The sequence below is a fragment of the Dyadobacter sp. CY327 genome, from assembly GCF_021390415.1.
Taxonomy (GTDB): Bacteria; Bacteroidota; Bacteroidia; order Cytophagales; family Spirosomataceae; genus Dyadobacter; species Dyadobacter chenhuakuii.
Genome location: NZ_JAJUXJ010000002.1, coordinates 273,087 through 286,789, shown reverse-complemented (window position 1 = coordinate 286,789; position 13,703 = coordinate 273,087). Strand labels below are relative to the sequence as shown.

Annotated in this window: 11 protein-coding genes and 1 pseudogene; 9 read left to right on the top strand and 3 right to left on the bottom strand. The window is 45.8% G+C overall.

The window, feature by feature from the left end; genetic code table 11:
- Positions 1-10 precede the first annotated feature (10 nt).
- Positions 11-1,603, top strand: a complete 1,593-nt coding sequence (locus LZG74_RS10780) for a TonB family protein (protein ID WP_233796585.1) — start codon at positions 11-13, stop codon at positions 1,601-1,603.
- Here the strand turns inward: LZG74_RS10780 and LZG74_RS10775 are convergent.
- Positions 1,600-2,253 carry a response regulator transcription factor gene (locus LZG74_RS10775; RefSeq protein ID WP_233796584.1) on the bottom strand — a complete coding sequence of 218 codons (654 nt, stop codon included), beginning with the start codon at positions 2,251-2,253 and terminating at the stop codon, positions 1,600-1,602. The genes LZG74_RS10780 and LZG74_RS10775 overlap by 4 nt on opposite strands.
- 119 nt (positions 2,254-2,372) lie before the next feature.
- Entirely contained in the window at positions 2,373-3,116 is a 744-nt protein-coding gene (locus LZG74_RS10770) for a sensor histidine kinase (protein WP_233796583.1), read from the bottom strand.
- Positions 3,117-3,218: 102 nt separating this feature from the next.
- On the opposite strand from LZG74_RS10770, the gene LZG74_RS10765 reads away from it, so the two are divergent.
- Positions 3,219-4,004 carry a helix-turn-helix transcriptional regulator gene (locus LZG74_RS10765; protein ID WP_233796582.1) on the top strand — a complete coding sequence of 262 codons (786 nt, stop codon included), beginning with the start codon at positions 3,219-3,221 and terminating at the stop codon, positions 4,002-4,004.
- Between the two features lie 18 nt (positions 4,005-4,022).
- Here the strand turns inward: LZG74_RS10765 and LZG74_RS10760 are convergent, their stop codons facing one another.
- Positions 4,023-4,775 carry a pesticin C-terminus-like muramidase gene (locus LZG74_RS10760; protein WP_233796581.1) on the bottom strand — a complete coding sequence of 251 codons (753 nt, stop codon included), beginning with the start codon at positions 4,773-4,775 and terminating at the stop codon, positions 4,023-4,025.
- Positions 4,776-4,996: 221 nt separating this feature from the next.
- On the opposite strand from LZG74_RS10760, the gene LZG74_RS10755 reads away from it, so the two are divergent.
- From LZG74_RS10755 to LZG74_RS10725, 7 genes and pseudogenes are all read left to right on the top strand, one after another.
- Positions 4,997-5,938 carry a hypothetical protein gene (locus LZG74_RS10755; protein WP_233796580.1) on the top strand — a complete coding sequence of 314 codons (942 nt, stop codon included), beginning with the start codon at positions 4,997-4,999 and terminating at the stop codon, positions 5,936-5,938.
- A gap of 13 nt (positions 5,939-5,951) precedes the next feature.
- Positions 5,952-7,079, top strand: a complete 1,128-nt coding sequence (locus LZG74_RS10750) for a hypothetical protein (protein WP_233796579.1) — start codon at positions 5,952-5,954, stop codon at positions 7,077-7,079.
- A 16-nt stretch (positions 7,080-7,095) separates the two neighbouring features.
- Positions 7,096-8,406 (top strand): OmpA family protein, encoded by a 1,311-nt coding sequence (locus tag LZG74_RS10745; RefSeq protein ID WP_233796578.1) that lies wholly within the window; start codon positions 7,096-7,098, stop codon positions 8,404-8,406.
- 32 nt (positions 8,407-8,438) lie between these two features.
- The gene (locus tag LZG74_RS10740; protein WP_233796577.1) at positions 8,439-9,887 is read left to right on the top strand and encodes a hypothetical protein; all 1,449 of its coding nucleotides are present in this window, start codon (positions 8,439-8,441) and stop codon (positions 9,885-9,887) included.
- Between the two features lie 24 nt (positions 9,888-9,911).
- A complete protein-coding gene (locus LZG74_RS10735) occupies positions 9,912-10,748 on the top strand; it encodes a PKD domain-containing protein (protein ID WP_233796576.1) in 837 nt (278 codons plus the stop codon).
- A 12-nt stretch (positions 10,749-10,760) separates the two neighbouring features.
- On the top strand, positions 10,761-12,899 hold the full coding sequence (locus LZG74_RS10730) for a PKD domain-containing protein (RefSeq protein WP_233796575.1): 2,139 nt from the start codon (positions 10,761-10,763) through the stop codon (positions 12,897-12,899).
- A gap of 9 nt (positions 12,900-12,908) precedes the next feature.
- Positions 12,909-13,196, top strand: a pseudogene (locus LZG74_RS10725) (PAAR domain-containing protein); the annotation flags it as partial.
- Positions 13,197-13,703 lie beyond the last annotated feature (507 nt).

The following is a 13,703-nucleotide window of genomic DNA, read 5'->3' as shown; positions in this document are numbered from 1 at the left end:
ATCGATCAATATGGATGCTACCGATTTCAATGACCGCTTCGACTACGATCCCGACAACGATTTGCTCGGTGAGGGTGGTTTTGGGAAAATTTTCAAAGCCTGGGATAACGTGCGGAATGAGTTCATTGCCCTCAAAATGTCGAAGGTCGTGCCGGGTATGGAGGAATTTAGTCTGCTGAGTGAATATGAAAGGGTTAAGCAACTGGAACATCCCAACATTGCCAGATATATGGACTGCCGCCGGATCAAATTGCCGGGCATAGGGACGCATGATATTGCATTGATGAAATATTATGAGCACGGAAATCTTGCACAACTATTAAAAAATCACACCCTTACCACAGGCCAGAAAAACAAGCTCATTGAGGGATTGCTGGATGGCATTTCCTACCTGCATAAGCTCAAACCCCTGATCATTCACAGCGACCTGAAACCGTCGAACATTCTGGTCGTCGAAAGACGCGGGTTTTTTATTCCGTTAATCACCGATTTTGGGATCAGCCGCAGGGCAACCGTGGATGATAAATCCTACGTTACCAATCTCACCGGTGCCGGCACATACGCATATGCGGCCCCGGAGCAATGGGAGGCGAAAGAACTGAGGCCCAATGCAGACTTATGGAGCTTCGGGATTCTGGCCATTTATGTCTGGTTCAATGGTAAAAAACTCCCCTTCCGTTCCGACGACATCAGCATCGCCACAGAATCCGGAAGAATTGAGTACATGAAAAGGGTAATGGCCCTGGACTTTATCCCTGATCTGAAAGGGCTGCCGGAAATATATCAGAAGATGATCGATGCGTGCCTGGTTATCAGTCCGCAAAACAGGGTGAAAACCGTGGACCAGCTTTACACGATTCTCCGCGGCGGCGAGCCTGTTGTAGTGGATGAGCAAACGAAGGTTATGCCCAAGCCGGAAGCGGTTAAAACCAAGCCGGTGGTCATTGACGAAAAAACCAAAATTCTTTCACAAATCCCCGAACTTGTAATAGAAGTAAAAAAAGAGGAGCCAAAACCGCTGCCGGAACCCATCCCGGAAAAAAAGAAGAGCTATGTCATGCCTATTGCACTTGCTTCTGCGGCGGTTATTGGCGGGCTTTCGTGGATGCTTATTACGGCAGATCCAAAACCGGCAGCCGTGAAATCAACACCATCCGCACCGGTTGTTGCAGCCAAGCCTGTTGTTAAAGAAGCGCCTGCGCGAGCTGTCGTTAAGCCCGCTGAAAAGCCCAGGAAAAAACTCCCTGTTAAGAACGCCGCCGCTGTAGCAGCCAAGCCTAAAACAGACAGTAAGGCCATATACCATGTGGTAGAAGAAAGTCCGAGATTTCCCGGAGGAACATTGGCTATGGAAAGCTGGGTTTCCAGTAATATGCAAATGCCCGAAGCGGCGTCACGCTCCTTTATTTCCGGTGCTGTACGTGTTTCGTTTGTGGTAAATGCCGATGGGACCCGGGAAGACATACAGGTGGTGAGAGGCCTGGGTTATGGTTGTGACGAGGAGGCGGTCCGGCTCGTAAAAGCGATGCCCCGCTGGATCCCGGGCAGAACAGCCGGAAGAAGCGTAAGGGTGAGGACAATTGCCGCTGTAACGTTTGATTAATACGTCCTTCCAATCACTTTGGCAACAGCCTCGCGGCTTCCCTTTACCTGCAATTTCTGGTAAATGTGTTCCAGGTGTTTGCGGATAGTTTTATCAGAAACAAAGAGTTTTTCACTGATCTGGCGCACATTAAGCCCTCGGACAATCCATTCCAGTATTTCATTCTCCCTTAGAGTTAGTTCCGCCGATTTTGAAACCGACTGGATTTGAATGTCGTTGGATCCTTGTCTAAGCAAGTCCAGCGTTTTGGCAGCCATCAACGGCGACATAGGGGCGCCTCCTTCCAGCACTTCGGATATGGCATTGATGATCTTGTGGGGTTTTTCATCTTTCAGGAGATAGCCGGAGGCACCTGCTTTGATGGCTTCGAAAAGTTTGGCATCATCATCAAACATGGTCAGTATCAGAATCTTTACCGAAGGATATTTCTCTTTCAGAAGGCGGGTGGTAGCGATCCCGTCCATTTCGGCCATTTCAATGTCCATCAGGAAAACTTCCGGTAGGGCGACGCTGGCTAATTTCTTAAAAAGGTCTTTCCCGTTTATTGCCTTAAGTATGAGTTCAATGTCTTCGCTAAGAGACAATTTTTCCCATAAGTCAGAGGCAATGGTGGGATTGTCTTCCACTAGTCCAATACTAATTTTAGGCATAGAATGGGAGGTTAACTTTGTAGAGAAAGATAAAGATGCCGTCATGCGGCAATCGCCTTTTCACAAAGTAACGAATCAGAAATCGCGCAAAAAATACGTCAAATGACGTATTTTGTTTATCAAAGCGGGAACTCTACCAGCACTTTTGTGCCTTCACCGGAAGATTCCAGTTCCAGCTTTCCATTCAGTTCTTCCGCCCTTTTTTTGATATTTTCCAAACCATATCCCGGACAGATTTCCTCTCGGCAAAAACCCTTGCCATTATCATTAATTAGCACGGTAAAGCTCGTTTCATCAATGGCGAGACACACCGAAACGCTGGTTGCGTTGGCATACTTCATGGCATTATTCACGGACTCCTGAACGATCCTGAAAATGGACGAAGCAACCGGAGGGGAAAGCAGCACTTCGCTGTCTCCGTAAGCTACAACGTTCAGCTTGGGATATTCCGATTCGCAGGAAATGCGGGTAAGCAGTCCGCGTACGCGCTCTGTCAACTGGCCATACGGAATCTCAGGCTGATTGAGAACCCAGATCGTCTCTCTCAATTGCTGAAAGGTTTCGCTGGTAAAATCCCGGAGGTCTGCCAGCTGCGTCTGGTTCGCCTGGTTATTGAAAGCCATAATGTCGAGCCGTGAGATAATGTGAGTCAGCTGCGATCCGATCCCGTCATGTAAGTCACGCGCGATGCGTTCGCGCTGATTTTTTAATTGAGAATGCAGCAGCGCGCTTTCCTGCGAGAGGAATTTGACGGCTCTTTTCCTGGTGTTCCTCTCAGGGTCGCCGAGCTTTTCGTTAGCCGAAGAGCTGGTTTTGGAGACGGTAAGCACGGGATAATCATTGAATGAGGAAACGTTAGTCATGAGTAGGGGTGGAATAATTACGGTTATCAAATTTCTTTTAACTAATTAATAGCTACAATACTGATCATTCAGTAATTTGGAAAAAAACCCTCACTAGATGCGATGAACTCTACTCAGCCAAGCGCTTTTGATTTAACTACGATCAGGAAGATATGGAAATCTGACATACTCAAATCGGAAGCCAAGGAAATTGAAGAATACCTTCGGGAAAATTCCCTTTTAATTGAAACACTGAATTCAAATAACACCTCGGTGGCCATCATTGACATTCAGTCAATGCGCTATCTGTGCTGCCTGGGTGATGCTGTGCAAGTTATTGGATGGAGCAACGACATTCTGATGCAGGAAGGAGTGCAGTTTTTTCTCTCCAAAATTTTCCCTTCCGACTATAAAGGATTTGAAATAATGTCGGCTATGACAACTGACTATGTGTGTAAATTGGATGATCATAAAGTTATTTCATTTAAATCACTTTTTGATTTCAGAATGGTTCGGCCGGATGGAAGTTTCACGAGGATAATGCATCACGGAGTTGCGTTGAAGCGCGATTCCTCGGGTAATATATCTTTTCTACTCGCATTGATCTCGGATATTACACATTTAAAGCGTGATGGAAGGCAGCACGTGCACCTCACAAATGGCTCCGAAAGTTTAATTTATGAGGTAAACAACGAAACAGGTTTTTGCAGAAAACTGGAAAGCCTAAGTGATCGTGAACTGGAAATTGCCCGGCTAACAGGGAAAAAATTAACAAGCGAAGACATTGCAAAAAAGCTGTTTATTAGTACCCATACCGTAAATACACACAGACAAAATATGCTCAAAAAGCTGGACATGGCCGACACAATGGAATTGATTAATTTTTTGACCGTGTATCACCTCATCTAGCGCCTGATTCAAGCTGTTCTAAATGTGTTGTTCATACCATTCGTCGGAATCTTTCGACTGCACGTCATCGGCGTTTTCAGCAATCTCGTCGTTTGAGTACAATTCATCTATTTGCTGATCAAGCAGCTGGTTCTCTGCAACCGCCAAATCATTAGTATTCTCGACTTCCTCATCCTCATGAACATACGCAGGATCAAGAAATTCACGGTAAAACATTTCATTTCTGTAAACCAGCGGCTGATCATCTGAGAAGCGTTCGTAATGAAGCGAAACCGTTTCCCAATCTTCATTTAATACAGCCGTGGTAAGCTCCGGGAACCGGGACAACGATCCGGTATTGTATACATAATCGAAAAGAATCTGCTTCTGCCTCCCTGTCAGGCTTTCCCAATCCACGTTTTCCGGGACGGAACCGGCATGCGCGGCAGCGAAGTTCTCGATCTGGTCAATCGTGCGCTGTTCGTATTCGGGCACCAGCACATTTTCAAATAAATTTCGCTGTTGTTGTTCTGTAATAAAGATCCCTCCTCGCTCTGCAACCCAGCTTGCAGCTTCTGGGCCCGTTTTTTCGGCGGCGTCAATGAATGCATAGGCAGTCTCAGGATCGATGCCGGCATTGGTAAGGTCTGTATAAATTTCCTGAGGCGTGCGATGCCCCATATCGTAGCCAGGTCCGATGGTAACGCCTGACCTGCCTCCTGGAAAGTGGGGAACCAGGCTTTGCCCCTGGTGGCCTATTTCCTGGTGATAAGTAAAGGTATATTTTGTCATATGAAATAGTATTTTGTACTGCTGCGATACGACTTTGGGACTTGAATATTGTTTAAAAATACGATTTTGTTTTTCAATATCTGCTTAGAAATTTTAAACTTATTTTACGGTTGCTGCCTCCAAAATATACGTCAATTGACGTATTGATTGCCAGTTTTGACCAACCTATTTTTGGCTTGTTAAAAGTGCAAAGTTCCCTTCTACCTAAACTTTACGCAGCCATGCACAATCGTTTACCACGGCATATCATCCTGTTATTGTCAATATTAATCTGTGGTAACTCCATTGCGCAAACACCCGTACGCAAACCTGACAAGATCTTTAAAATTGATCAAACCAGCCTGGAAGTGCTGATCGAGGAGGTAAACAAAACCGACATTGCCTATAAAAAATTAAACGACCCGAAAGGGCCTTTGTACGCCATTCCAAAGAAGGAAGTTTGGAAAATAGTTTGGAATAATGGGGATGTAGAAGAAGTTAACCCACCCGTTACTGCGACTGCAAAGGCAAGAAAACCCACCGATCTGATCGTTACCAAAAAGAAGGAAGCGGATGAAAAGTTCTGGGATAAAAGCGGCCTGTACGCAGGACCCAAAGTCGGTGTAGGGCTATCCTTCATGCCCAAATCAGGCGGGCTAATAGAGGGGACAGAACCGGCATATAGTGGCGGTATTGCCATTGGTTTACACAAAAAAGCATTGGGAGTTCAAATTCAGGCACTATACACACAAGTAGGATATGGCGTGTCGGTGCCGATTGGAACAGCGGGTGAAGTAACCAGTATCAAAGGCACCCAATCGCAGCTCCTTTTACCATTGACCATTATGACATCGCAAAAGGCGCGCCCCCTCAGGATTGGTGTTTCAGTGGGTGCATTCGGACTGATGCAGATAGGCAACGGTGGTTTGAAAGTCAGCGATGCAAATGGCAGCTCAACTGTCAAGAATTGTGACACTTGCTCGGATAAGGGATTAGGATTTGGCCTGACCGGCGGGATCGGTGTTACGATATCGGAAGGTCCGCGCCACGCTGTTTTTATTAATGCAGACTGGTATTACAATCTCGGAGAAAACAAAGATTATAAACCTGGGGAAACCAGTGTTAATACGCATTTAGGTTTGTTAAGCGCAGGCGTGCTGTTCCATTTTCCCGGCGGGCACTGATCAAAGATCTGATATGAAAATTAATTCTGGAACGATCGTTCTATTTTTGGCTCTGCTTATTGGTCCCCATGCATTATTTGCTCAGGAGCGCTTCTACTTTCGAAACGGTAACACTTTCCCGCACAGAATCGTAGAAGCAAATGATAAGGAGATTAAGTTTCTGGAGCCAAAAGGAGACGCTACGATCAGGCGTGGTATTGACCGGGAGAATGTGGTGGTTGCTTTCAATGCGCACGGCTTGTTTATTGTTATAAAAGATCTCAGCCCTGATCCGGAGGTTTCCAGGAAGTCGCTCGAAAAGTTTTATAATGCCACCGGCCCCTCAACCGATTTGCTCATCAAGTCGACGCCGATTGAGGTGATCCCGGCAACAATCAGGATGGAGAATGATGCGATCAATTATCTTACAGAAGACAACAAACCTGCATCCATCAATAAAAATGACCTGGTAGCTATCATTTACCGGGACGGCAGGCACCTCTTGCTGAAAGATCCTGAGGAAGCCGAAAATTTACTCAGTGCAGCCGCTGATAAGGTGCTTAGATACAGTAAGCCTGCGGCCAAACGGAACAATGCGCCACCCGCAAAAGTGGTTACCGCTCCGCAGCCGGTAGCTGAAAAAGCCAAGCAGCCCGTGTTGTCGGAACAGGAATATAAGGAGTACAGACAAAAGTCAATTACCAAAGTGGAGCAGTTCAGCGACTACTTGCAGGTGATCGTGGACAGGAGCTTTTCAATGAATGAAAGGGATCTGGCGATTAAAAACGCATTGCAGCTTTTCCTGCCAGAAACACAAATCGAGGTGTCATCTAAAAATAGGAAAGGAGTGACCAAGCTGCCATTGGAAATGTATCTCAAACGGTTGAAAATGCTTCCCTATGGCAATGTGCAGATCAAGTGGAGCCAGATTGAGTATGTAAGCGAGCTGAAACAAGAGCAGGATGGCAATTACTATGGGACCATTGTCGGAAACCAGACGTTCACGGGCTACGGAGAAAAAAACCAGAATATCCTTTACAGCGACATCACAAAAAAGAGCGTTCGCGTGAAGCTCGAAGCATATCAAAAAGAGATTGACGGGCAAAGCAAAACCAATTGGACGGTGCTGCTCGGGAATATTGGCGTTGTGGCTGACGAATAGTAATTCTATTATTTCAATGAAAAAGGTTTTGCTGCTGTTGTTGCTATTTATAGTGGTTTGGGAGATGAAGGCGTCGCCTCAAGCCCTGCGTATTATTGGCCAGGCCAGTGATGTGCGCTCCGGGGCAAGCGTGTCGGGTGTATCCTTTTACATTGAGAAAGATAACCGGCGCACATTGCTGTCGTCCACAGATGAGCAAGGACATTTCAAGCTCGATCTGCTTTCGGACGCGGCAAAGATCACGATAGAAAAAAAGGGTTATCGGCTGATCAGCACAGGTATAACAACCTATAAGAACGCGGGAAAAAGGATTGATTTTTTTGTGAAAATACCATTAATACCACTGGATGCACAGGCAAACGATACGCCCTACATGCAGAGCCAGCAAACGCAGTACACGGTTGAAAATGAGCAAAAGAAGAAGACTACCATCGTGCGAAAATTTTTTGTGTCCGACGCCGTAAATGGCTCTGCGGTTAGGAATGGAACATTGTGTTTCGAGTTTACAAGAAATGCCAGGAAGGAATGCAAAGAACTTCATGAGGAGATGACTATGTCCTTTGGCGAATCCGACATTGTGGGATTTACGGTTTCTGCCGAAGGATACCAGGAATATACGGGTAACCTTATCCTCGATAAGATGGATGAAAAACCAGGCAAATACGACATTAAGCTTACGCCGGAAATCACCATGCTTTCCCTGAACGTCAGCGGAAACCCATCGGTGGCATCGTGTAAACTCACAGCGGATTCGGGCGGTGAGATCGTACTGCCTGCTTTGGATAAAATGGCCTATGCTGCCTTGGTGCGGGCGGGAAACTATCGCCTTACGGTATTTGACAGGAAAATGGCACTGATACATTCTGAGAAAGTTTTCGTGACAAAAGGACTGAATTTCATGGGCTTAGTCGTGGGGAATAAGCCAATCCCTGTTCGGGAAATGCCGGTAGCAAAAGCAGAAACCGGACCTGTAAAAGCAGAAGGGCTGGATTCTCTGGAAACGCTTACGATATATTTTAATCAAAGCGATTATACATTCAAACCGGATGAAAAGGCAAAGCTCGATGCACTCGCAGAATGGCTGAAAAAAAATAATGACAAGAAAGTGCGGGTGGTGGGACATACCGATAATGTCGGCAGCACTAAGCTAAACATTACGCTTTCGGAGTTCCGGGCCAAAGTAATCCGGCATTACCTGTTGTCCAGGAAGGTGAGTGAGAAGCAAATTTTGTGGGCAGGGGTGGGAGGGAAATATCCAGCCAGAAAAAATGATACGGAAGAAAACAAACGATTGAATAGGAGAGTGGAAGTTTCCATGCTCCCATAACCCAAGACCAGCATCATTAAATGATACAGCTTATGCGATTGATTTTTACCACCTGTTTTTGTTTCGCCATCCAAGCTCTGATATTCGCTCAGACCCCTGAGCTTACACCGGCCGATATCAAAGAGATCCGGGCAGAGGCCAGAAAAGTCGTAGAAGTGCAGCTTAACGATCTGCTGAACACCGTTGCCTTGGACAACATTACGGAGAGTAACAAACAGCTTTTGATATACGACAGCTATCTGCCCAGTCAGAACCAGGTTTTTTATGGGGATAAGGCCATGGTGGAAGATGATGTAAATCCGGACAACACGGTCAAGAAATCGGGTCCGGACCTGCCGATCCGTAAGTATCTTGACGATCTTAAATTGTACTATAACAAAAGCCCTAAATACAGTATCAAAATTTCGGAGGTTTCGGTAGGGCAGGTGCAGCAAAAAGAATACCCCTATGTTCAGGTAACTTTTAAAACACACTTCACCAACACACACCGGCAAAAAACAACCAAATATGAAAACGTATATAGAGTAGCGGAGCTGCGGGCAGACAAGCCGGACAAACAATGGATCGTACTGATAACCCGCATCGGTTATTATCAGCCCTCTGCAAATACAACAGCGGCCGTACCGGCTGCGACAGCCCCTGCGCCCGTTGTTGCCTCAGCACCTATCGCAGTAAAAAAGCCGGAGGAAATAAAGAAACCGGAGGAAACCAAGAAACCGGAGGAAACCGCAAAGCCCGAGGAACCTAAAAGGACAGTTTCTGCTGTCCCGGACAAGACACCGGTTACGGCAGTTGCAAACAAAGAACCGGACACTACACCCAAAAAAGAAGCACCGGCAAAAAGCACGTTAAAGGAAGAGATTCCCGTAGCAGAATTGAAAAAACCGGAGGTTTCGGAGAAGAAAGAAGCGCCAAAAGCAGCGCCTAAAAAGGAAGCTCCGGCGACTGTAAAACCGGCCGAAAAATCTCCCGAAATGGTTCCTGCTACGCCCAAGGACAGGCGAACCGCGACTTTGAATGCAGAGCTGGTTTCTTTGCAGAAAAAAGCCGCGCAATATAGAACGAAAAGTACGCTGATCAGGGCAGGTGCAGGCATTGCAGTAGTTGCATCCATAGCAACCGGCGTCATCTTGTATGGTGCTTACAATGATTATAAGTCCGAGATAGACAAAAATAACGCCGCTTTTGATAAGTGGTATGATACCGAGGTCGGGGGCGTTAGAAATGGCGACAGATTTAATTCTCGTGCAAGCTATCACGCCAAACCCAACAGCCTTATTTCTTTTGCCAGTCCGGGGGTTTTTGTGGCGGGTGCCGGCATCATTGCAGGTGGCGTGCTCTGGTTTGTCGGCAGCAAAAGTGCCAAGGAAGCCAGGCGTTACAATAAATTACTCGAACAAAAAAGAAAGCAGATCGTCGTCTCCCCTCAGTGGAATGGTGCCCAACGATATGCCGGGGTTCATTTGAAATACCAGTTCTGATTGACTTTCTAAACCCGACGGAAAATGATTTCCAAAATAGCATTCATAATCATGGCATTCGTAGCGGTTGCCTGCTCCATGCAGGAGCCCGGAGCCCCGCAGGCCGATTTCGAAACGTTAATCGCAGACTGCCAAGCACCGTGTAGTGTCGAATTCAAGGATTTGTCAACTAATAAAGGTGTTTACAATTGGAAGTACGACTGGTCTTTCAAGGATAGCACAAGTTTTTCCTTGGAGCAGAATCCCGTCCTTAATTTTTCCAAAGCAGGTAAATACCAGGTTGTTCTGACGATCAGTAATGCAAAATATGGCAGCGACACCGCAGAGAAGACAATTACGATTACGGCACCCATTGCTCCGGAAGCAGAATTTCTTGTTACCGGCAACAATTGTCAGGCACCGTGCGAGGTTGGTTTCACCAATCTTTCTAAGAATGCAAAAACTTTCAAGTGGGAGTTCGGCGATAGCAGCGCTGTGAAGACAGAACAATCTCCCAAGCACACATTCAACAAAGCAGGCACATTTAAAGTCATATTAACCGCTTTCATTGAAACGGTAAGTGACACCGCTGCGAAAGTCGTGACCATTATCACAGCATCCAAAGTACTCGAAGCCGATTTCGATATTGTTGCAAAAGATACAACCCGCCCCGATTCAGCTGTTTACTCATTCGTCAACAAATCCAAGAATGCAACCAGCTATTTGTGGGATTTCGGAGATAAGAGCCAGGTCAAGGCCGACTCACCGACACACGCATTTCCACGCACCGCCAAAGATGTTACGTATAACATCTCTCTTTCCGCCATTTCGGGAAGTGAAATGAAGAAAAAAACAAGAGCCCTCATCATCAAAAAGAAATAGCAAGCCGAACCTATGAGAAGAATTTTAATTCAGTTGTTGTTACTGGCAATCGTTTTCGGCTGTCATCAGGAGCTGCCCCCACAGCCGGTTGCTAAGTTTACTTTTACTCCGGCAACCTGCGTTGCGCCGTGTACGGTCACATTTACAAGCAAATCGGAAAATGCAAATAGCCTTGAATGGGACTTTAACGATCGTTCAGAAATTCAAAGTGGTGGAACCGTTACACATGAATTTGTTGATGGAAAAAATTACTATGTTAAGCTTATCGCAAAAAATTCGGATGGAGGAAGTCATGGTGAAACACAGACGGTAGTGATAGAGGCAAAGCCAGCTGCGCTCCCCGTTGCAGACTTTGACATGACCCCTAAAAATGGAGGTGTGGCACCACTTAAAGTTAGTTTTGATAATCAGTCTAAGAATGCAGCAACCTATAAATGGCGATTTGGCGATAAGTATGCCTCACCAGCAGATCCGGATTCCAGCACTACTCAAAATCCTACCCATACCTATTCTGTTCCAGGTACTTACACAGTAACATTGACTGCATATAATGTGGAAGGCAAGCCTCACCAAAAAACAAAAACGTTCGAAGTAAAAGTGGAAGGCCCGACGGCGAGTTTTACTGTGGACAAAAAGGAGTGCGAGGCGCCATGCGAAGTGAGTTTTACGAATACTTCGACGGGGGGTAATGAATATTCCTGGGATTTCGGTGGGGAAGGACAAAGCTCGGAAAAGTCTCCAAAATTCACTTTTTCAAAACCAGGTACTTACAAGGTATCACTGACTGTGAAAGGAGAAGGAGGAGAAAAAACCACACAAGAAAGCGTGACAATCAAGCCTAAGTCGCTAAGCGTAAGTGCAATCCAAATTAAGAGTGAATATAATATTTCATCAGATATTATATCCGACGCGAGCGGCAACATTTATGTGTGCGGGTCGACAATAGGCACGACGGTTTTTGGTAATGGCATCACTGGTTCAGCCGGATATATCAGTTCGCGAAATACAGATTTTTATGTTGCGAAATATAGCCCATCAGGTGAATGCCTTTGGGGTAATGTATATGGAAGTGCAGGTGATGATCATGCTAATGGGCTTGCTTTGGACAATGCAAATAATGTTTATGTCACAGGTCATATTGGAGGCACGCCTCGCATTAGTGGTTTCAATTTTCGAGGAGATCGCGATGGGTTTGTCATGAAACTAAACTCGAACGGAATTTCAGGCTGGTTTAAAAACTTTGGAGGTCCGGGGAATGATCAAGGGAGAAGCATTGGTTTTTACCAAACGGCTCAAGGGCCCCGCGTTTACATGGCGGGTATAGTGACAGGTTCGTCCTCAAAGAGTGATATATTCTTCGGTAATGAAACATATTCCGCGAATGGTCAGGACATTTGTTTGGTGCTTTATGACACCGAAGATGGTGAGGTCGGGCGACCTTCTATTGGTGGCGGGGTTGGGTTGCAATCTGTCGCGTCAATGGCAATTGACGATGAGGGAAGTGCATATCTTGTAGGCTCTTTTGAAGGATCTCTATCAATATATGGTACTCGAAATAGTTGGGGCAAATCTGATATGTTCGTAGCAAAATGGGACGCTTCATGGAGCTCTTGGAGTGCGTCAAGCAACTTCGGTTTTGAAACTGATGATTTTGGCTATGATATAGCCCTGGATAAAAGCAAAAATATCTATATAATAGGAATTGAAAGTTCTAATTCAACTCAGGCGCCCATTCTATCTGTCCGTGCGTGTCGAATCAGTTCCAGTCTGTCATTTGAAACGTTATGGTATAAATTTGGCACAGGTAAAAGTTATGCAGGAGGTATTGATGTAACTGGTGAAGGTGATGTAATTTTTACTGGATCATATAGCGACAGCTACAATTACCCCGGAGCAGCCGAGGCATTTGAAGCAAATGGTTCGACTGATGCTATTATTTGTGAAGTCAAGAAGGAAAATGGCGAATTAACAGGAAAATTTCAGGTCAGCGTGGGTGGTAAAAGTGAGGACCGTGCAACAAGTGTTTGCGTTGCTCCGGACGGAACTGTATATAGTACTGGCTGGTTCCAGGGAACTGCTTCGTTCACCGGGGTCGAACTGGTTAATTATGGTATAATGCCGAACACTTACATCGCCAAATACAAATACTAATCTCATATTATGGGAAAACCAGCTGCAAGAATTGGCGATATGCATGTCTGCCCAATGGTGACCGGGCTCGTGCCCCACGTAGGCGGCCCAGTTGTCGGCCCCGGCGTTCCAACGGTTCTGATCGGTGGAATGCCGGCGGCGGTTTCGGGTGATATGTGTGTGTGTACCGGTCCGCCGGATACGATTGTGCTTGGTTCGACCGGTGTTTTTATTGGTGGAAAACCTGCGGCAAGAATGGGTGATATGTGCGCGCATGGCGGGGCTATTGTGGTGGGTTTGCCTACGGTTTTGATTGGGGAGACGTTTGTTGGAAGTGGTTTGGCGGGGGTGCCACCCGCTGCTTTGTCTGCAGCGATAAAGAGTATGTCGGATGAATCTAAAAAAGCAATATCTCGGGCAATAACTAGAAAGCAGGCAGCAATGAATGGCTCTGTGTTCATCCACGATGAGGGAAAGTGCCCATGCTGCAATAAAAAACATTAACTCCTATGTTAATTCGAAATACACAACTTCTTATGCTTGGAATTTCTGCCTCAGAACAATTTCAATCGGACGTTGAAAGGGAAATCAAATTGAAGTATCCTGAATTGATTTTGATGCTGTCAGATACGCAGATAAATTTGAATATAGAAAAGATTTTAGCTCTCGGAATGGAAAACATGGTATATGAGAGAATAAACCTTTTTAAGCTAGTCGAATGCCTGATATTTAGAAGTACATCCAGCCCAGACCAGCAGAGCTTAGATCTGCTAGAAAATTTGCATGATTCCGAATCTATTAGGGTAGAGAACTTTTACATATCCT

What these genes read in the sequence shown, in the direction of transcription:
- LZG74_RS10780 (WP_233796585.1), top strand. Translation starts at nt 11, where the DNA reads ATGGATGCTACCGATTTCAATGACCGCTTCGACTACGATCCCGACAAC.
- LZG74_RS10775 (WP_233796584.1), bottom strand. Translation starts at nt 2,253, where the DNA reads ATGCCTAAAATTAGTATTGGACTAGTGGAAGACAATCCCACCATTGCC.
- LZG74_RS10770 (WP_233796583.1), bottom strand. Translation starts at nt 3,116, where the DNA reads ATGACTAACGTTTCCTCATTCAATGATTATCCCGTGCTTACCGTCTCC.
- LZG74_RS10765 (WP_233796582.1), top strand. Translation starts at nt 3,219, where the DNA reads ATGAACTCTACTCAGCCAAGCGCTTTTGATTTAACTACGATCAGGAAG.
- LZG74_RS10760 (WP_233796581.1), bottom strand. Translation starts at nt 4,775, where the DNA reads ATGACAAAATATACCTTTACTTATCACCAGGAAATAGGCCACCAGGGG.
- LZG74_RS10755 (WP_233796580.1), top strand. Translation starts at nt 4,997, where the DNA reads ATGCACAATCGTTTACCACGGCATATCATCCTGTTATTGTCAATATTA.
- LZG74_RS10750 (WP_233796579.1), top strand. Translation starts at nt 5,952, where the DNA reads ATGAAAATTAATTCTGGAACGATCGTTCTATTTTTGGCTCTGCTTATT.
- LZG74_RS10745 (WP_233796578.1), top strand. Translation starts at nt 7,096, where the DNA reads ATGAAAAAGGTTTTGCTGCTGTTGTTGCTATTTATAGTGGTTTGGGAG.
- LZG74_RS10740 (WP_233796577.1), top strand. Translation starts at nt 8,439, where the DNA reads ATGCGATTGATTTTTACCACCTGTTTTTGTTTCGCCATCCAAGCTCTG.
- LZG74_RS10735 (WP_233796576.1), top strand. Translation starts at nt 9,912, where the DNA reads ATGATTTCCAAAATAGCATTCATAATCATGGCATTCGTAGCGGTTGCC.
- LZG74_RS10730 (WP_233796575.1), top strand. Translation starts at nt 10,761, where the DNA reads ATGAGAAGAATTTTAATTCAGTTGTTGTTACTGGCAATCGTTTTCGGC.